This window comes from Sphaerochaeta sp. (assembly GCA_022482495.1).
In the GTDB taxonomy this organism is placed as follows: Bacteria; Spirochaetota; Spirochaetia; order Sphaerochaetales; family Sphaerochaetaceae; genus RUG023.
Genome location: JAKVPA010000001.1, coordinates 84,265 through 103,257 on the forward strand (window position 1 = coordinate 84,265; position 18,993 = coordinate 103,257).

Sequence of the window (18,993 nt, forward strand, 5' to 3'; positions counted from 1 at the left end):
GGCTATGGGTTGGAATAGCCGGAGCGTGTATATCCTGGGATGCGATTTCCACCTATTTTCTCAAACTGAGATCTGCGATCAGCTGACGATAACCTTCAAGGTCCGTCCTTGCCAGATACTTCAGCAAGCTTCTCCGCTGGCCTACCAATGTCAGCAAACCGCGCTTGCCGTTGGTGTCCTTCGGATTGTTCTTGAAATGGGTCTGCAGGTCATTGATCCTCGCCGTCATCAGCGCGATCTGTACCTTGGTCGAACCCGTGTTCTTCTCGTCACCACCAAACTTGGTGATGATCTCTTGTTTCTGCTCTTTGGTAATCATGTGCCACTCCTCTTCAGCAAGTCGAGCGTCTTGATCCTCACGGTACCGCTTAACGTAGATTTCCATGGAACCATCAGCGTGTCGCCGTCCAACCGCACGACCACATCTGATGCCGAGCCATCAGAATACTCCAGCTTCGCCTGATACGTTCCTGCCAACGGCAGAATCTGCTCAAACGAACCCGTTCGGTACCACAGGCAATCGTCATGGATTCTTAACGAATATCGTGTCAAGTCCAAGCCATATGGCCTGCCGAGCATCTCCTGGACTTGTTCCAGGTCGCCCTCGGTGAGCTTTTTTCGAACCAGCGTGCTACTGATGACCTCTCCATCGTCCAACCGAACCGGTGAAGGAATCACCACCTGACACTCAGGGTCGCGTTGGTGCAGGTATTCCTGCAGCTCTCCAGGTCCGGCACACGAAGCCGGCGTACCGCAGCGGAAATCTTCACCAACCACCATCATCTTGACCGTACAAATCATATGGACAAGGTTCAGGAACTCACTCGCAGACAGTTTACTGAAATCAGCGGAAAAGTCAATGACAACGAGGTTGTCCACCTCCATCTTTCTCAACGTTTCCTCAAATTGCTGGTCGGTAAGCAATTTTCCATGGATATCCTCCTCACTGGTGAGGTATTTGGGGTTGCGGTTGAACGTGATGACCATCGACTGCCATCCATGGGCTTTGGCCGCCTGGACGCAGGTGTTGATGATCATCTGGTGGCCTCGATGCAAACCATCGAACACACCGATGCAGATGGACATTGGCACTTGGCTCAAAATGGGAAATTCAACCAGATGCATGAAATCGGCTCGTTTCATCATTCATTCCCTCGTATCTGGCAGACGATTTTTCGTCTGCGTACATCAACGACATACCGAAGCATGCCATCCTTATCATACACGATGCCCCACTTCGGGGAAAGCGTTGCATCCCCTCCAAACAGATGGGAAGGAATCGTTCCGTTGTCCATCCATTTGGTGTCCGATGAATCAATCTGGAATTTTTCCGTCTGGGGAAGCCGGAGCAGCAATTCCCCCCGCTTTCCAATCATATCGCCCAGTCCCTTGGTATCTTCGGCGCTGACCGCCTCATCCAAGCGATACGGTCCGACGGCGGTTCGTTGGAGAAACGAAAGGCTGGCGCAGGAGCCACAGGCATGCCCGAGATCCCGTGCAATGGAACGGATATACGTGCCTTTGCTTACCAGAAGTTCACAATCAAGATCCCTGCCATCATACGCTGTCACCTTGAACTCGTGGATTGTCACCGGCCGGCTCTCCATCTCCACCGTCACGCCTTGACGTGCAAGGACACTGGCCCGCTGTCCGGCGACGTGAATCGCCGAATAGACAGGAGGCGCCTGAAGAATTGGTCCCAGAAACTGTTTGTTGATCATCTCGTTGATCGTTTCCAACGATGGGGGATCCGCTTGTTTCACCACCTCTCCGGTAGGATCCAGCGTATCTGTTTCCGAACCAAAACGGATCACGGCGTGATACCGTTTGTCAAGGCCGAGAAACAGCGGATTAAGCCGCGTCATGGAACCGGTCAACACCACAAGCAAACCCTGGGCGAACTTGTCCAGGGTCCCGGTATGTCCGACCTTGCGGTCAATACTCCGTTTGATGGCGCCCAACGAAACGAAACTGGTCACTCCGCTGGGTTTGTCCACCAACAAGACTGAAGCGTTACTTCCCATCGGTCAATGAATCAATCAGGCGATTGACCTTCTCCCCTTCCACCAATGAGGAATCCATCTTGAACGTCAGCACCGGCGTGTTTTTCGTACGAAGGAACGCGCCGACTTTCTTCTGGATGAAACCATGGGCGGACTGCAACGCCGCCACACTCTTCTCCAGTTGCTCCCGTGGCAACGGAGAGGAGATGAAGACGGTGGCGTAGGCGTTGTCCACGGAAAGCTCCACACGGGTGACGGAACAAAGCGTGGACAGGTTAGGATGCTTGATCTCGCCTTTGACGATCATCATGCTGATCGCCTGCATCAGGCGGGACTCAAGCCGTTCCTGACTGTACTGGCTCATGATTTCTTCTCCTGCTCTGCGGCAACCGGCCCTTTGCCATCGTCCAGCTTGCGGGCTACCTTCTCCATCTCAACCGCCTCCAGCACGTCTCCGACCTGCAGATCCTGGAAATTCTCCAGTCCGATACCGCATTCGAAACCTTCGGCGACTTCCTTGGCGTCATCCTTGAACCGCTTCAGCGAAGAGAGTTTGATCAACTCCTTGCTGACCTGGATGTTGTCCCGCACCACACGGAAGAAGCAATCCCGGGTGATCTTCCCACTGGTGACCATACAACCGGCAATGGTGCCGATCTTGGGCACATGGAACGTCTCCCGAACTTCCGCCGTACCGACATCCACCTCTTTGGTGATCGGGCTGAGCATGCCTTCCATGGCAAGCTTCACGTCGTCAACCACATCGTAGATGATATTGTACTTGCGGATCTCCACCTTTTCTTCGGCGGCAAGGGCAAGCGCACGTGGCGTCGGGCGGACATTGAAACCGATGACCAAGGCATCCGAAGCGGCCGCCAACGAGATATCGCTCTCGATGATGGCGCCAGCCGCGGCGCGGATCACTTCCAGTTTGATCTCCGGTGTGGAGAGCTTCTCCAACGCGCCCTGCAACGCTTCGACAGAACCCTGCAAATCGCCTTTGATGACGATGTTCAGCGTCTTGATGTTGCCCTCGGCGATCTTTTCGCCCAGGTTGGCCAACGTCACCTTGTTCGGGTTGTTCGCCGAAGCGCCCAGCCGTTCCAGTTCCTGCCGTTTCGTACCAATCGTTCTTGCCTGTTTCTCGTCTTCCGTCACTTGGAACGGATCACCAGCGTTGGGGACATCGGAAAGACCGATGATCTCCACCGGCGTGGACGGCCCTGCTTCCTGGATCCGCTGTCCCTTGTCATTGAAGATGGCACGGGCACGGCCCGGATAAATGCCGGCTACGTAGTAATCCCCGACATGCAGCGTCCCTTTTTGGATCAGCAACGTGGCGACGATGCCCCGTCCCTGGTCGATGCGGGATTCCAACACCCTGCCTTCGGCACGACAGGACGGATTGGCCTTCAGCTCCATCATCTCCGCCTGGAGCAGAATGGTATCCAACAGTTCGTCGATTCCCTGTTTCTTCAACGCGGAAATACGGCAGTACAGCGTCTGGCCACCCCATTCTTCGGGGATCAAGCCAATGTCAGAGAGCTGCTGCATGACACGTTCCGGATTCGCTTCGGGGAGATCACACTTGTTGATCGCCACGATGATGGGGACCTTGGCCGCCTTTGCGTGGTCGATGGCTTCCCGTGTCTGGGCCATCACCCCATCATTGGCGGCGACAACCAAGACGACGATATCCGTCACCTGAGCACCACGGGCACGCATCATGGAGAATGCCGCATGACCCGGAGTATCCAGGAAGACGATGTCCCCTTTCTCAGGGATCGTAACCTTGTAGGCGCCGATGTGCTGGGTGATCCCACCATATTCGCCTTCGGCGACATGCGTCGAACGAATGGCATCCAACAGTTTGGTCTTGCCATGGTCGACGTGCCCCATGACGGTGACGATCGGAGCCCGGGGAACCATCAGTTCCGGAGAATCCGGCGTGTTTTCGATCAACGTCTCATCGTACAAGGAGACCTTGTGCACCTGGCATCCATATTCTCCGGCGATGATGGCGGCCGTATCATAGTCGATCGACTGGTTGATCGTCACCATCATCCCCATCTTGAACAGTTTGGCGATGATGTCACTCGCTTTGAGGTTCATCTTCTTGGCGAGATCGGCAATGACGATGGAATCCATGATGTCGATGGACTTGGGAACCGCGGCGAGCTTGGCCGCCTCCTGCTCCTTGCGGCGCTGGATCTGAAATTCCTTCTCTTCCTCGGCGTCACGTTTCTTGTAATCCTCACGCTTTCGGAAGTTCTTTTTCGGCGTGCGCGCCTGCTCGCTCCCCAACTCGTTCATGCCACCGGCAGGCCGGCCACCACCCTGTCCGGGTCTGCCGCCAAATCCAGGCCGGTTACCAAATCCCGGTCTGCCCGCCCCTGGACGGAACCCGCCCTGGCCGTACGGCTTGCTCCCGTAGTTGTTGCCATACTGGCGCGGCTGATACCCACCCTGCCCGTTACCGTACTGTCGCGGTTGATATCCGCCTTGGCCATTGTTTCCATAGGGACGCGGCTGGTATCCCCCTTGGTTATTGTTGCCATATTGGCGCGGTTGATATCCGCCTTGGCCGTTGTTCCCATAGGAACGCGGTTGGTATCCACCCTGTCCTTGGGGACGGTTGCCATACGGGCGGTTCTGGTAGGAACCATACCCGCGTTGCACCGGTTTGCCACCGACGACACCGACCTGACGGGGGCCGACGGAAGGTACGACGCTCTCGCCCTGTGCGGCGCCAGGATTCTGGCTCTGCCACTGGGCATGATCCTTCACTGACTGTCCCTGCCCCGGAACCGGCGGCAGGTTGGTCGGATGAATGATCATTGGTCCGTTGTGCAGCGGTGAATTGGGGACTTGCCGGTTCGTGCGACGCACCACCTGCACCGCCGGTTTCTGCACCGACGGTTGCGCGGGATTTGCCGCCTGCTGTTCAACAGGGGTCTCCTTCGGGGATTGCGGTTCCGCCACGGAAGGAGCAGGTACCGGTTTTTTTGCAACCACGACCTTCTTCTTCACAATGATGATCTTCCGCTTTTCAGGAGCCTTCTGTTCGGCTGGCTGTTCTTTCTGTTCACCTGGTGTCACCACGTGCTTGATCAACGTAACTTGGGACTTCGTATCTTCCATTCTACCCTCTCTCAGATTCCCTTACTCTTCCACAAAGGAGAGACCCGTTCCGCAGTTCGGGCACACCGTCATGTCCGGTGTAACCGGTTTTCCACAGTTCGGACACACATACTGAGGCTGCGCCCCATCCGCATCTTCCTCGACGATATCAACGTTCTCGTTGATCGTATCGCGGATCTGCTGGATCTCCTCGTCAGAGAAATCACCATACGACTTCAGATCATCGTCGGTGAGATTGATGAATTCCTCGACACTGTAAATGTCATGGAACTGCAATTTCTTCAAAAGCATCGGATCAAGCGGCAGTTCGGAAAGCGCCACTTCATCATCCGCGACACCGCTTTCACGTTCCGAAGCAGGAACTTCCGGAGCGGAAGCTTCAGGCTGTACCGGCTCGCTCTGGCCAAAGATACTCTCCGCCTTGTTTCTGGCTTCGCTGGCGATATCCATCTCCTGGAACTGCGCCGGTGTCTTCACATCGATCTGCCAGTCGCAGAGCTTGTTGGCAAGCCGGACATTCAAACCTTGTTTCCCGATGGCAAGGGAAAGCTGGCTCTCATCCACAATGGCAACCGCCTGGAAAATATTCTTGTCAACGATCACCACATCCTCAACCTGAGCGGGGCTCAAGGCGTTCTTGATGTAGACGACCGGGTTGGGATCGTAGCGGAGGATATCAATCTTCTCCCCTTCGATCTCCGCCATGATCGTCTGAATGCGGTTTCCTTTCAGACCGACACAGGCACCGACGGGATCAATGTCCTCGCTTCTGCTCGCAACGGCGACCTTTGTCCGGTAACCGGCTTCACGAACGATGTTGACGATCTCGATCTGGTTCTGGGCGATCTCAGGGATCTCCATTTCAAAGAGCTTCCGCACCAACTCAGGGCTGGTACGGGACAAGGTGACACGCAGTCCGCGTTCCGCCTTTTCCACCGAATCCACATAACATTTGATTTTGTCGTTGGATTCATAGGATTCCCGAGGACTCTGGTTCCTCCGGGGAAGAATCCCTTCCGTCGTACCAATATCCACCATGATGTCGCCATTGAGCAGTTGCCGGCGGTAATAGCCGATAATGATCTGATGTTCCTTGGTCTTGTACTCATTGTACAAGGTATCCTTGGTGATGTCACGGAAGTTCTGGCGAGCGGTCTGCTTTGCGCTTTGCACGGAAAGCCGGTTGAACTGTGACGTATCGACAGGAATCAAAAGTTCATCACCGATCTCACAGTCAGGCCGGATTTTTCTGGCCTCTTCAAGTGGTATCTCCGTCACTTCGCTGTACCAGTTGTCCTCATCCACCACTTTCTTACGGGCAAGCACATCAACGGAACGATGGTCATCGGAAAACTGGATCTCACAGTTGTCCATTGTTCCGTACTTGCTCTTGTAGGCGGCTCTGAGAATGTTCTCGATCGTGTTGAGCACCAAATCTTCGGAGATGCCTTTCTCTTCCATCAACGCTTTCACCGCGTCGCCCAAATCAACTGCCATGGTCAATTTCCTCCCAACGATAGTCCAACTTTGCTTTCTGAATCTGCGGCAAAGCAACGCTCACGTCCGTTTCGTCCTTTCCATCCCCGATGGTGCACCGGGTGAGCGACAGGGTATTCCCGTCCCATCCCGCGATGTCCCCACGGAGATACTCCGCTCGTCCGCTGTCATACACACGGACGGTCCGTCCAACGAAAAGGCTGAACTCAAAGGGATCCTTGATCACTCTGAGCAGTCCGGGCGTGGACACTTCCATGTACAGATCACGGAGCGGACCGGCCGCTGCTTCCGCCACGGGGTAGATGGCATGATACGCGCGTTCACAATCAGCGCTGTCCGCCTCTTTGCCTGCCCCGGTGATGAACACTTCCAACTTCACCTGGTTTCCATGCATCGTCTGATGAATCTCAACGATTCTCAGGCCAAGTGGTTCCAACAGTGGCTCGTAGAAAGTGAAAAGCGGGTTGTCCTGTAGTGTGCTTTTTTCCATATGGTCTCTTTTCTATAAAAAAGGGATGCGCCTTTCAGCGATCCCCTTGCGAACGTATTGTAGGTTGTTCCATCTCCGTCTGTCAACCATGCAGGGTGAATTTCACCGTATGTCTCTGATCAATCAACAAATCCCGGGGTATCGCCTCGTCGTCATACCACGCCTCCCCCTCCTGATTATCCGTAGGATCGGCGATCCATTGGCTTCGATTTGTTTCTTTCGAAGGCGCCAGAAGCAACGTACAGCACAGCCGCATCGGATCCAGGTTTCCAAAGTAATGATCCCACCGCTCCGTGGCTCCATCCCGATACGCCGAGCCGCCGAAAGAACAATCGGCATACCGTTCGGGAAGGCCGGGAATGGAAAAACGAGCCCAGTCATGGTTGGAAATGCCCTGTGGGGTGACATACATGCCTCCCATCCATCCCGCCTTGATGCCGCTTGCCCGGCACAAATTGATGAAAAGCGCCGCTTGGATGCCGCAATCCCCCCGACGCATCGACGCGCCGTACTCGGCAAGGTTGGGGATCGTCTGGTACGAGGGCATGTAGGCATAGGAGACATGCGTGGTGATGTACCGGTAGATCAACCGCGCCCGGGTGATCGGATTGGGCTCGTCCCCGACAATGTTCTTTGCGAGATCTTCCAGATACCGACTCCGCACCAGGTAAGGAACCTGGTCCTTTCCATGCCACCAGGAAGGTTTGGCCAGCTTCTCCAGCTGGTCCATCGGGTGGTAGTCCATTGCAATGGTGTATCCGTATTCGATCCAGAATTCTTTGTTGGGAGTTGGCACTCCTCGAAAGTGTGCGCACCGACGATCCGAGGACGTGGCGTCCACCCCTACCAGCTCCCCGCTTTGCCTGAGAATCTTCAGTTGCTTGATGAAGGGACATCGCACCGGAACCGGAAGATCGACGGATACGGTCTTTCCCTCCCTGATCGCTTCCTCCTTCAGGGAAAATCCGATGTGCACCACCACATCCGCTTCCCCCCTGCCCCGTTGTTTCATCCGGGCGATCATCTCATCCCGCAGGGCGATGTCCGTCTTGCGCTCTTCCGTAGGGACATCCTTCCTCAGGGTATCCAGAAACCTGCGATGATAGTGGATCGCCCCATCCACCAAGGAGAATGGAATGATCCCTTGGGTGCGAAGTTGCTCTAAATCCTTCATCGTCGCATCAGGGCGTATCGTCCGCAAGAGGGAAAGAGCCTCTGTTCCATCGTACGGGAAATCATGAGTCCGCAGTTCCAGCAGATGGTCTTCCAGTTCCAACCGGTTGCGCTCAAGGTCATCCACCTTGTCATGGGAAAGAAGATACGCGATCTCCTCCCTGGCTTTGGTGACGTATCCCGCTTGGGAAAGAAGCCGGACATCCTCTCGAAGAGGATAGACAAGACTGTCAAGATCGTTCGGTTGCATGGCATCACCTTAGTGGAAATCGGATCATGATGCAAGGACGATCGCATACACTGGCAGAGGAATCCGAAGCTGGACGCGTTTCGCCGTCCGTGACGCTGGTCGACACGCAGAACAGGAGGGAATCGGACGGATACGGGGATGAGAACCGCAATGAACCTTTGGAGAGCATGGAAGCAACCACGTTTACGGGATCATATCCCGTTTTTTTGATGATCGCTTTGGGCGTCGGCAGTGGGACAAGCGTTGGATGAAAGGGAAGATCCTCCCGAACAAGATCGGCCAACAACCGAGCCAGATGCCGTTCCCCTGCCATTCTGGAACCTGCTGACCAATGAAGAGACCGGCCCATAGGCATCGGTGAATCCGCCCAGATGATCAGAGCACCAACGGCAGGGATATGCTGAATCCTCCACCGGACGGCCACAGACGGGGCAGCGGGACGAAAAACGATGACGGAACGTGGACTGTTCCACCAACAGACGGCAGGAATCACACAGCGGTTCGTCGGAGAACCGGTTACAGATCACACAGGTCATGAGAGGAATACCACTACGTGGTCGGTTTTGGTCGGATCATCTCCTTCAGACGCTGGATCAGCGCCATCGCTTCCAAGGGGGTCGACGCATTCAGGTCAAAATGGTCCAACAGATCGCACAGGGCGTCGTACTGGCGAAGCGATCGCGTCTCATCATCCGACAATACCGGTTCGGTGGAGAACAATGACGGCTGCGCGCTTGCCATGGTGTATTCCTCGTCATGGCGCTTCTGGAACGAACGGGCCTGCCGGAGCACCGGATACGGGATGCCGGCAAGCTTGGCCACATTCAGGCCATAGGAACTTTCCGCTACTCCTTCGATCACCTTGCGAAGGAAGATCACCGTCCCATTCTCCTCACTGACTTTCAGCGTCAGCCGCTGGATGCCAGGTATGTCCATGTCTGCCAGTTCATGATAGTGGGTGGCGAACAACGTCTTGCACCCCATAGAAATCAGTTCGTTCATCACAGCGTAGGCGATGGCCATGCCATCCTGCGTGCTGGTGCCCCGTCCCAACTCGTCCACGATGACAAAGGAATTGCGTGTTGCCGTTCGAAGGATCAACGAGGCTTCCTGCATTTCCACAAGAAACGTTGACTCCCCTTTGGCCAGGTTGTCACTGGCCCCCACACGGCAGAACAGCCGATCCACCGGACGCATCACCACGCTGGACGCCGGCACAAAGCTGCCGATCTGGGCAAGCAGGACGATCAACGCGTTTTGTCGAAGGTAGGTTGATTTGCCTGCCATGTTGGGACCGGTGATCAAACAGAACCGGTTTCCCTCTTCCGGCTCCTTCAGATCGTTGGGAACAAACAATCCCGCGTCCAGCTGGTCCTCCACCACCGGATGTCTTCCCCCGGTGATGGCAAGCACATCCTGATCCACCAGCTGGGGTTTGTGATAATCTTTTTTTCGGGCGGTAAGCGCCAAGGAAGAGAGCACGTCGATACGGGACAGGAACCGGGCGATCTCTTTCAGGATGGCGCTCTGGGCGACACACTGGGCAAGCAACTGCTCATACACCTCTTTTTCCCTTGCTTCGGCGGCGAACCCGCTTTTCAGGATTTCCGTCTCAAGGGCGATCAACTCGTCCGTCGTATACCGTTCGGCGTTTACCAACGTCTGCTTGCGATAGAACGAAGCAGGCACGCGATCCGTCTGGCCTTTGGATACTTCCATGTAGTGGCCGATGATCTTGTTGGATGACAGTTTGATCGTCGTGATGCCGGTTTGTTGCTTCACTTTCTCAAGGTACGCATCCAGCATCCCCTTCCCGTTGCCTTTCAATGAGCGGAGCCGGTCAAGTTCCGGGTCGAACCCGTCGTTGATCACCTGCCCTTCGGCAAATGGTCCCTGTGTCTGTTCATTGATGCCCTTGGCGATCCGTCCCATCACTTCCAACAGGCCGTTGAGATTTTCTTTGGTAAGCTCCGGAGAAAGGAGCCCTTGCAGCTTGGAGGGGTTGGTGTCCAGAAGCCGAACGAAACAACTGACCGTCTTCTGGATGCCGACCAGATCCTGGGGGTAGGATCGATGCATGGAAATCCGGGTGGAGAGACGCTCCAGATCCAGCGCTTCCTTCAGAATGGTGCGCACCGCATCACGCTCGTCATTGTGGTCATAATACCAGGCGACCCACTGCTGTCGTTCAAGAATGTCCTGTTTCCGTACCAACGGGAAGGAGATCCAGTTTTTCAACATCCGGGCTCCACCGCTGGTCACCGTCTGGTCGATGGAGGAGAACAGCGTGAACCGGCTGGAGCCGTCCTGTTGGTTGGTCAGCAGTTCCAGATTTCTTCGTGAGGATTCATCAATGACCAGATACGTGCCTTGGGAGACGGAACCATATCCGGTGATCTGTCCCAGGCTTGCCTTGGCGGTGTCTTCCAGATAGGAGAGCAACGCGCCTCCGGAAAGAAGCGACGGATCATTCTCCTCAAACCCGAATCCCTTCAGGTTGGTCGTCCCGACTTGGGCGCACAGCGCCTTGTACGCCTGCTTCTGGTTGTACATCCAATCGGGAAGCTTGGTGACCATGGCGCCCCGAACATCCACCACCGCCTGGAAATCCGGATGGAGGAAGTAATCATCCTCACCGACGAGAATCTCCCGGGGCCGCACCTGCTCAAACAGGGAAAGAAGCGAGGCGAACCCACGGTCCAACGGAACCGTCGTCATCACGAAATCCCCGCTGGTGATGTCCGCATAGCTGACGGAAAGCTCTTTCCCATAGGCGACGGAAAGAACGTACGAGCTTTCCTTGGCATCCAGGAAATCATCATCAACCACCGTGGCCGGCGTCACCACCTGGATTACTTCTCGTTTTGCCAACTGCCGGGAATCCTGGGTCAACTCCAACTGCTCACAGATGGCGATCTTCTTGCCAAGGTCCAAAAGGCGCCGGATATAGCTTTTCGCCGCATGGAACGGGATGCCGCACATCGGTCGTCCCGCGCGATGGGTCAAGGTAAGATTGAGAAGCCGAGACACCTCAATGGCGTCATCGTCGAACATCTCATAAAAGTCACCCAGGCGGAAAAACAACACCTTGTCCTTGTTCTTTTCCTTGATGGACCGGTACTGGACCATCATCGGTGTGACTTTTTCTTCTTCCTCGTTCATCAATAAATCGTCTGCGTGATGGCCAGCACCAGCTTCAGGCCACTGTTCTCATTGCTGTTGGCGAAAATGCTTCCACCAACCCAGGTGGGATCGGAACCGGAAAGCCACTTGGCGTTCTTCACCAGATACAAGCCCAGCGGGAAGCCGGGAATCTTCAGCTTGATGCCAGCACCCATGGAGAAGTACCAGTTCAACGCGGAGAATCCCTGGGTAAGCGCTTCGTCGTACGTCGACGTCACCGCCGTGGCGCTGGCGTAAACCTCCCAGTTCAGAACACCGGAGACCAGAGGGGGCCCCAATGGAAAGCTGGTTATCCCACAGGAAGCTCTGGTCATAGAGGACGGAGAAACCACGGCCGGTGTTCATGCCATCGATGTACAGCATCTCATACCGGGTCGCGCCGATCTTCGGATCATACCAGTTCCATCCGGTTCCTACGCCATAGTAATCGTCCGTATTGTTCCAGAACTGGGGAAGCATCCAGCTGACCGTGGTGGTGGAACCCAACACGACATTGGCGTCCTTCTCCCCCAGCTTGTAGGTGAACAGGGAACGATACCAGGAGAAACTGGTGGTGTTCTTCAGGTAGTTGGAAAGACCACCGAGAATGCCGCCGGCATAGGAGAACTGGTTGCTGATCACATAACCTTTGGTAGTGTTTTCCTTCAAGTCCCGTCCATCCCACGTGGCGGTAAAGCTGAGCTTGTTGGAGAACTGCCACTTCTCGTGATACTTGGTCATCAGATACTCGAACGGGTCATACAACGTCTCGTCGTAGAACGCACGGTTCAATCCGACGGAAAGCCCGCCGCCCAGCGTGAGGCTTCCCGCGTCAAACATGAACGTGTAGCCGCTGTTGTACCCGACGGCGATCCTCAGGTAATCGTAGCTCATCAGATACCGGCTCATCGGGTTGGCTTGGTCGGCGGCAAGATACGCCGTATAGCTGCCATACCCCTTGCGGATATGCCTGGTAGAAATCGTCAGAATCGTGACCGGTGTAATACTTCGAACCGCCACGCTGCAGACCGTTGGTTTTTGACACCCTGCTGAACGACAAGGAAACGTTGTTGCTCCACCGTTTGTCCCCTACCCAATCGTCCCCGAAGCTGATCTCCGCTTCCTGGGTGTCCGGGCTGAGCGTCGTCGAGATGGAAAGGTCACGTCCCGTGCCGGCAACGTTCTTGTCTGACCACTGGACGAACCCGGAAATGGGGAACGAGTCAACCGTACCACCGAATGTGGCACCGAACTGGACGGACATCTGGTTGCCCTCGGTGACGGTGAAGATGGGGATGACGGTGTTTTCCTCCGTCCCGTCGATCACATTGACCTGCACGTCGGTGACGATCAACGTGTTGTAGATGTTTTGGGCGCTCTTCTGCAGCTTCGCCTTGGAGAACACATCACCCACTTTGAACGCCATCTCCCGCATGAACACGTACGGCTTTGTCTTTGTCAGTCCTTCCAGCCGGATCTCGCTGATCGTCGCCTGGGGAGCTTCGGTGATATGCAACAAGTATGTGATGACATGGTTCTTCTCGTCACGCTGCATCTCAGGGACGATGTTGTTGTGCACGTATCCGTTGTTCCAGTATTCATCGGCGATCGCGGAGATGATCGACTCGACCTTCTCCTTGTTGATCACATCCCCGACTGCCAAGGTCACGTTTTTCTGCAGTTCCTCGTCCGAAAAGATGGTGTTCCCGTCGGTGATGACACCACCAAACTTCCACTGTTGTCCTTCGGAGATCACATAGGTGATCCTCAGGTGCTGGTACTTGTCTTTCTCGTCTTCCGCCGGCAAGGTCTCCACCTTGACGTCGGTGATCGCCCCGTCAACGTATCCGTTGTTCAGGTAAAATGCAACAAGAGCGTCCTTGTCCTTCTGGATGTTCGCTTCCTGGAAGTACCCTGCGGTGAAATAACTGGAGGTCTTGGTGGTAAGTTGCTTCTTCAACGTCTGGGAAGCGATGTGCTCATTGCCTTCGAACACCACCTCCTGGACCTTCTTCTGCGGACCTTCCACGATCGTGTACGTAATGGAACTGCTGTTGCCCTCTTCATCATCCTTCTGGTCAGCCGTTACCGTCGCTTCGGAGAATCCGTTGGTGTGGTACAGATCAAGGATCGCCAGACGGGAAGCCTCGACGGCCTGCTTCTGGACGAAATCCCCTTCCTTCAGGGACAACGCGTCCCTGATCTTCGAGTCTTTCATGTTCTCGTTGCCGGTGAAGGTCAACGATTTGACCACAGGCAGCTCATAGAAGGTGATGTCAAGCACCAGAGCGTCACTGCCATCCGTTGCGCGTTGGGCGTCGGCAAGGAAATACAGGAAGCTGTTGGTGGCGTACAGATCAGCCTGGAGCTGGTTGTACAAATCATCGGTGAACACTTTGCCTTGGTAGTTGAACTCGATGTCTTCGATGGTGGACTGCTTCACGTTGACCAACCCATGGTTGACGAACCGTGAGATGACCTGCCCTACATACCAAGGGTCCCCATCAGCTGCGAACACCGGAGGCGCAAGCACCAACAAGACGCATATCAACGCCAAAAGGCCAATCTTTTTGGGGTTTCCCATCGAATACTCCTCTCTTGACTAACGCAACACGATACGTTTGGTTACACTGAACCCTATCGTATCCAAAATCTGAACCAGCGACAACTCATTTGGCTGGGTAAACAGCGAGTAGGTGCACAGCGGCGTGTCCCAATCCAGGGAGATTTCCAGATTCAGCGCAAGGTCGTTGACCAAGAACGGCGTACGCGCCTTGCCGGAATTCCGGTCGATCGCCGTCAAATGGAGCAACGCCTGGAGGAACATGTCCCGACCAAGATACTTGCCCATGAACACCGTGGTATTGTTGAGATACCGTGCAAGCGGACTGATCGTCATGGCGCTGGAACCAGGAAGCGCGTCAATGATGATGTTCTGAAGGACGTTGCTGTGCAGCGAGAACATATCCAAGCCCAGCGACGTCCGGATCGTCTCCGAAAGGTCGGTCATCGAGCCTTCCCTGATCCACCCCATCCGCTGGGCGACATCAGTGGCTACCGTGGCGAGCGACGCGACCCGGTACAGGCTGACGTCCCCATACGCTTCCGACGGCAGAATGCTCTGGCCGAGCAACGACATGATCTCCTCGATGTTTTTCTGCGGACTGCTTTCGAACGTCGGGTTCAGGTTGGGCAACGTGCTGTTCTTCAACACCAGATAGATGTCCACCGGAGTTCCGGTGTCGTCATAGGTGCGCATCCGCGCCCTGAGGTTGAGAATCGGCTGGAAGGTTTCTCCCCCATTGTTGAACGAAACGGAACCTTCGGTGATGAAGAAGTTCTTCTGGAAGTAGAAGATCTCCCCGTTGCGGATGGACAGATCCCCCTGCATCTGGAACTGTTTGTTCAGGTGGTCGTATTTCATGTGCAGCGTCTGACCTTCCTGAAGCGTCGCGGAGAACATTGGATTCGGCGTGTTCGGGTAGAACAGCCGGTTGTTCTTTCCCATGGTCAACGTGAAGTCCGTACTGGTGTCCGGGGAAGAGACGTACCACGGCGGGCAGTCCTTCAGGCCGATGGTCATGTCGGTGTTTTCCAGAAGAGCGGATCCACTTGAGTAGGTTCCGCGGGTCGCCGTGGAGATGAGGCGCATATTGCCGCTGACGGACGAGTGCATCTCAATTTGCGAATCGGTAATGGGAAGATAGAAGTTGATCTTTCCATCGGGGAAATTGATGTCGGTGACAATGGAATCGAACGAAAGGCCGTTGAGATTGAAGGTCAGCTGCATCGTCCCGCTTGCCGTTCTGCCTGAGGTGTTGGTGATGTACGCCGGTTGCAACGCAGAAGAAATGGTCGAACCATCCGCCCAAAGAAACAGGTTGCGAGCATAAATCGTCTCATCGGGAAGGAAGAACGTGGTCATGGACAACGCGTCGCACCAAGCGGAACCGTAGACCTGGACGGAAGCAAGCGGTCCGGAGAGATACAGCGTGCCTTTCGCCGTACCCTCCCCCACGACGAATGCGGGATCACGCATGAACTTGTTGATCCACGTGACGTCAAGCGTCGCGTCGGCAAGCGTGACGGCGAGGTTGGATGGATCCAGACGTCCCTTCAAATGGAATCCAAACCCCGCCGCCGAGGAATCCAGCACAAGGTCAGCCTGTTTGCTGGAAATGTCATACCATCCGTTCAGTGTTTGTCCAATGAACTTCAACCGGGACCCCTGCAAGATGATGTCCATCGTGGTCTGGTCGAGATCGGGCATTGTCCTTCCCAGCACATCCAAATTACGGGCGTCCACCGTCATGGAGAATCCCTTGTCCCGAAGGGAGGATGGCAACGAACCGATGTCAAGCAAACCTTCCAGCACAGGAATGGTCCCCGTCAGGGAAACATCCACCGACGACCCATGGGGAGTGACGATATCGATGGAGTTCGGGTTCTCCACATGGAACGAACTTTGGACGGATCCGCTGAACATGTTCCAGTCAAACGTAAGATCAGAGACCTGGAATCCTTGGTAGGAAATCGTTCCGGAGGAGAGATGGTATGCATCATCGGCTACGATCAGGTCTCCGGAGAGGGAGAGGTTCTCCCCTTTGCCTTTGAAGGTCCCTGAGAAGTTGCGGGTATGTTTCAGATCGGTGTCCCCGACAAGGGAAAGGGAAGCGGTGAACGGAATATTGCCCGGAAGGATTCGGGAAAGGTCGAACGAGCGGAGATCGGCCATCACCTGGAAGACATCCTTGGTCCGTTCCACGTACAGATCAAGCAGTTGTTCCGCCCCATCCGTTGCGTGAATGGTGAAGGAAAACGGATCCGCAAACCGTTGTTGGGCGTTTTCCTGAAGTGGGGTGCCATCGTAGGATACGAACCCTTGATACGAAACCGTTCCATCGGAAACCGTCACGTCTTCCGCTTGGATGCGTTGCGGGTTGACATGGAAGGCTCCGCCGAACTGATAGGAATACCCGTTGAGGACCACGCCGCTGACCAATGCGTTGGTCGTGTCGAACGCCCAATCCGTTTTGGTGGTATAGCGCATCACCACATTCCCGGTGGCATTCGCATCGGAAAGCGTCGGTGTGGTGGGAAATGGCAGATGATCCAGGTCAAGGTGCAGCACCAGCGGGTTCTTCACATACCCTTGTAGCGTGACAGCCGTACCGCTGTTCGCTTCCAACAACTGGTTTTCCAGAGTGTAGCGAAATGTGATGGGATACGTTTGGTCACCGGCATGCAGTTCCGCCTGGCTGGAAAACGCCGTGGCGTCCTGCATCAGCTTTCCTTCCAGCCTAAAAGAGGGGAAGCGGCTGCTTGTCGTGAGGTAATCATACAACAGTGCGTCCGAGTTCTCCAGTTTGATGGTAAGCAACTCATTGCCTGTCTGTGTGTTGGCGATCTCGATGGTGCCGGAGGGCAACCATTTGCCCACCTTCATCGTCCCCTGGTACAACAAACGGTAATCCATGACGCCCAGCGTGAATGAATCGACGTTCAGCACATCATCCTTCAGTTCTCCCTTGCCTGTGATACCGGTGGAGAAACGGAAGGCGCCGAACTTCAGGTTGGCCATGCTCAGATCGAACTGCACCTGCCCGCTCTTCTGGATGTCGGTGTACAGGTGTAGGTTTCCGTTGAGCAGACTGGAATCATCCACGTACGGCGTTCCAAACGGCAGATAGGTGTGGATGATCCGGGTGAACGCCGCCAACGAAAGATCTTTGGCGTGCGCGTCCATATCCAACACTGGGCTGCCGCTCTCCACATGCTCCAGCAGTGCGGAGACGGACAGGTTCACCCCGCTCTCCAGTTCCACACGGATGCTCTTCTCGCCTTCTTTGCTCTGGTGGTAACTGACGTCGGCATTCATGGCAAGATCCAGCCAGTTGAACGACAGTTGCCGCAGGTTTGCCGTCAGGTCAATACCGTCGGAGAAGACGAAATTCCCATCAACAGATGAGGTAACCGAAAGATCCCGTTCATCGTCCCCATACTGCAGGTTCCCGGTCAGGGAAAGCGTTGTGTGCTCCCAGTCGGTTCCTGTTCCCGAGAAAGAGAAATCATCCAGCGCGACCGTTTGTCCTGCCTGGGCGTATTCCATCCGGGACACCAAGCCGTGTACGGAAAAGGAAGCGCCCTTCTGCCAGGAAGCGGTGATGTCCGGGCTGTGGACGGTGACCGTCTGGGACCCGAAGGTGACGGAGGTCGGATGCTCCCCGTCATTGGTGACCAGTCGGGCCAGGTACTGTGCTGATCCTTCCCCCTGTTTTCTGGAGAACGCGATGGTGCTTGGGGGAAGCTGGAACGAAAGGCTTCCATTGGTTCCTTGGCCTTGTTGAAGTGAAATCACTCCGCCTTCCGGCTGGAATGAAGAATCCATTTTCATATTTGTCAAGGAAAGAAGGGGTATCGAGATGGTGTATGGGACGATATCAAGCTGCAATTGGTTTGCCGATGCTTCGATCCCATACGTGTTGGACGCATCCGGCCGCATGTTCGCGATGAGGTTGGTCATGCCAAACGAGACGCCGGACCAGCTGCCCCCAACCGCGGCTGTCTGCACATTGGCGTTTCCCGCCTGATCCCCGTACAGCGTGATGCCACGGAACACCAGACGGTCGGTTTCCTGATGGGTTACGGTAAGCGTGGTGATCGTTCCGCTGGCCGATGCGAAGCGCACGCCGTTGTACAGGCGAAGCCGGACATCCGCACCCTCCGCCGTCCCGGAAATATCACCAAGATTGAACGTTACGTTCCCGTCATGGATGTTTGCCAGGATGGAGGGGAGACGCGTCGCGGAGGATGGAGCCGCTTGCTCATCGGAACGATCGGCATCCAGAGAGATCGTCGCCATGGGATTATGGATGTCAAGGGTTACCTGACCTTTGCCGGAAAACAGTTTTCCCGCAAGGGAGAGAAGGCCCCCATCGGCAACGATCCGTTCTGAACGGATATCCGTTTGTCCTGTCTTGATGGTGACATCCTGCAATACCAACCGAGAAAACAACGTGCGGTCGACATGCGCCACCTGGACCTGGTTCTCCCCACTCTGGGAAAGATGGTGGAAAAACGCGTCAGAGCAAAAGGTTGTTGGATTGATGATTTCCAACCCGATCACCAGGTATGCGGAGAGCGCGGCGAACAACAACGTCATCGCCAACGCAGGCACGATCTCCCTGATGGTCGTATGGTATTTCATCATCGCAAAGTATACTGCAAAGGAGGGTGTTTGCCACCACTCCAACGCTCTTCCCCAGAACTATTTTTTC

At 55.3% G+C, this 18,993-nt stretch carries 13 protein-coding genes; all 13 read right to left on the minus strand.

The window, feature by feature from the left end:
- Positions 1-52: 52 nt before the first annotated feature.
- Complete coding sequence (gene rpsO / locus LKE28_00425) at positions 53-319, minus strand: 30S ribosomal protein S15 (GenBank protein MCH3906744.1); 267 nt, start codon at positions 317-319, stop codon at positions 53-55.
- Positions 316-1,143 carry an FAD synthetase family protein gene (locus LKE28_00430; GenBank protein MCH3906745.1) on the minus strand — a complete coding sequence of 276 codons (828 nt, stop codon included), beginning with the start codon at positions 1,141-1,143 and terminating at the stop codon, positions 316-318. The genes rpsO and LKE28_00430 overlap by 4 nt, the downstream gene beginning before the upstream one ends.
- Entirely contained in the window at positions 1,143-1,997 is an 855-nt protein-coding gene (truB, locus tag LKE28_00435) for a tRNA pseudouridine(55) synthase TruB (GenBank protein ID MCH3906746.1), read from the minus strand. The genes LKE28_00430 and truB overlap by 1 nt, the downstream gene beginning before the upstream one ends.
- A 16-nt stretch (positions 1,998-2,013) precedes the next feature.
- Positions 2,014-2,367 carry a 30S ribosome-binding factor RbfA gene (gene rbfA / locus LKE28_00440; GenBank protein MCH3906747.1) on the minus strand — a complete coding sequence of 118 codons (354 nt, stop codon included), beginning with the start codon at positions 2,365-2,367 and terminating at the stop codon, positions 2,014-2,016.
- Positions 2,364-5,144, minus strand: coding sequence for a translation initiation factor IF-2 (infB, locus tag LKE28_00445; GenBank protein MCH3906748.1), 2,781 nt, complete (start codon positions 5,142-5,144; stop codon positions 2,364-2,366). The genes rbfA and infB overlap by 4 nt, the downstream gene beginning before the upstream one ends.
- 21 nt (positions 5,145-5,165) lie before the next feature.
- The gene (gene nusA, locus LKE28_00450; protein MCH3906749.1) at positions 5,166-6,641 is read right to left on the minus strand and encodes a transcription termination factor NusA; all 1,476 of its coding nucleotides are present in this window, start codon (positions 6,639-6,641) and stop codon (positions 5,166-5,168) included.
- Positions 6,631-7,131 (minus strand): ribosome assembly cofactor RimP, encoded by a 501-nt coding sequence (locus LKE28_00455; protein MCH3906750.1) that lies wholly within the window; start codon positions 7,129-7,131, stop codon positions 6,631-6,633. Before LKE28_00455 ends, nusA begins: the two co-directional genes overlap by 11 nt.
- A gap of 82 nt (positions 7,132-7,213) precedes the next feature.
- The gene (locus LKE28_00460) at positions 7,214-8,554 is read right to left on the minus strand and encodes a transglutaminase-like domain-containing protein (GenBank protein ID MCH3906751.1); all 1,341 of its coding nucleotides are present in this window, start codon (positions 8,552-8,554) and stop codon (positions 7,214-7,216) included.
- 191 nt (positions 8,555-8,745) lie between these two features.
- Positions 8,746-9,090: a hypothetical protein gene (locus tag LKE28_00465; GenBank protein MCH3906752.1), complete on the minus strand. Its 345-nt coding sequence runs from the start codon at positions 9,088-9,090 to the stop codon at positions 8,746-8,748.
- 13 nt (positions 9,091-9,103) lie between these two features.
- Entirely contained in the window at positions 9,104-11,716 is a 2,613-nt protein-coding gene (gene mutS / locus LKE28_00470) for a DNA mismatch repair protein MutS (GenBank protein MCH3906753.1), read from the minus strand.
- 48 nt (positions 11,717-11,764) lie between these two features.
- Positions 11,765-12,610: a BamA/TamA family outer membrane protein gene (locus LKE28_00475; protein MCH3906754.1), complete on the minus strand. Its 846-nt coding sequence runs from the start codon at positions 12,608-12,610 to the stop codon at positions 11,765-11,767.
- Positions 12,549-14,300 carry an outer membrane protein assembly factor BamA gene (gene bamA / locus LKE28_00480; GenBank protein ID MCH3906755.1) on the minus strand — a complete coding sequence of 584 codons (1,752 nt, stop codon included), beginning with the start codon at positions 14,298-14,300 and terminating at the stop codon, positions 12,549-12,551. Before bamA ends, LKE28_00475 begins: the two co-directional genes overlap by 62 nt.
- Before the next feature lie 18 nt (positions 14,301-14,318).
- Entirely contained in the window at positions 14,319-18,923 is a 4,605-nt protein-coding gene (locus LKE28_00485) for a translocation/assembly module TamB (protein MCH3906756.1), read from the minus strand.
- Between the last annotated feature and the right edge of the window lie 70 nt (positions 18,924-18,993).

Coding starts and splice junctions, on each gene's coding strand:
- rpsO (MCH3906744.1), bottom strand. CDS start 319: ATGATTACCAAAGAGCAGAAACAAGAGATCATCACCAAGTTTGGTGGT.
- LKE28_00430 (MCH3906745.1), bottom strand. CDS start 1,143: ATGAAACGAGCCGATTTCATGCATCTGGTTGAATTTCCCATTTTGAGC.
- rbfA (MCH3906747.1), bottom strand. CDS start 2,367: ATGAGCCAGTACAGTCAGGAACGGCTTGAGTCCCGCCTGATGCAGGCG.
- infB (MCH3906748.1), bottom strand. CDS start 5,144: ATGGAAGATACGAAGTCCCAAGTTACGTTGATCAAGCACGTGGTGACA.
- nusA (MCH3906749.1), bottom strand. CDS start 6,641: ATGGCAGTTGATTTGGGCGACGCGGTGAAAGCGTTGATGGAAGAGAAA.
- LKE28_00455 (MCH3906750.1), bottom strand. CDS start 7,131: ATGGAAAAAAGCACACTACAGGACAACCCGCTTTTCACTTTCTACGAG.
- LKE28_00460 (MCH3906751.1), bottom strand. CDS start 8,554: ATGCAACCGAACGATCTTGACAGTCTTGTCTATCCTCTTCGAGAGGAT.
- LKE28_00465 (MCH3906752.1), bottom strand. CDS start 9,090: ATGACCTGTGTGATCTGTAACCGGTTCTCCGACGAACCGCTGTGTGAT.
- mutS (MCH3906753.1), bottom strand. CDS start 11,716: ATGAACGAGGAAGAAGAAAAAGTCACACCGATGATGGTCCAGTACCGG.
- LKE28_00475 (MCH3906754.1), bottom strand. CDS start 12,610: ATGAGCTACGATTACCTGAGGATCGCCGTCGGGTACAACAGCGGCTAC.
- bamA (MCH3906755.1), bottom strand. CDS start 14,300: ATGGGAAACCCCAAAAAGATTGGCCTTTTGGCGTTGATATGCGTCTTG.
- LKE28_00485 (MCH3906756.1), bottom strand. CDS start 18,923: ATGAAATACCATACGACCATCAGGGAGATCGTGCCTGCGTTGGCGATG.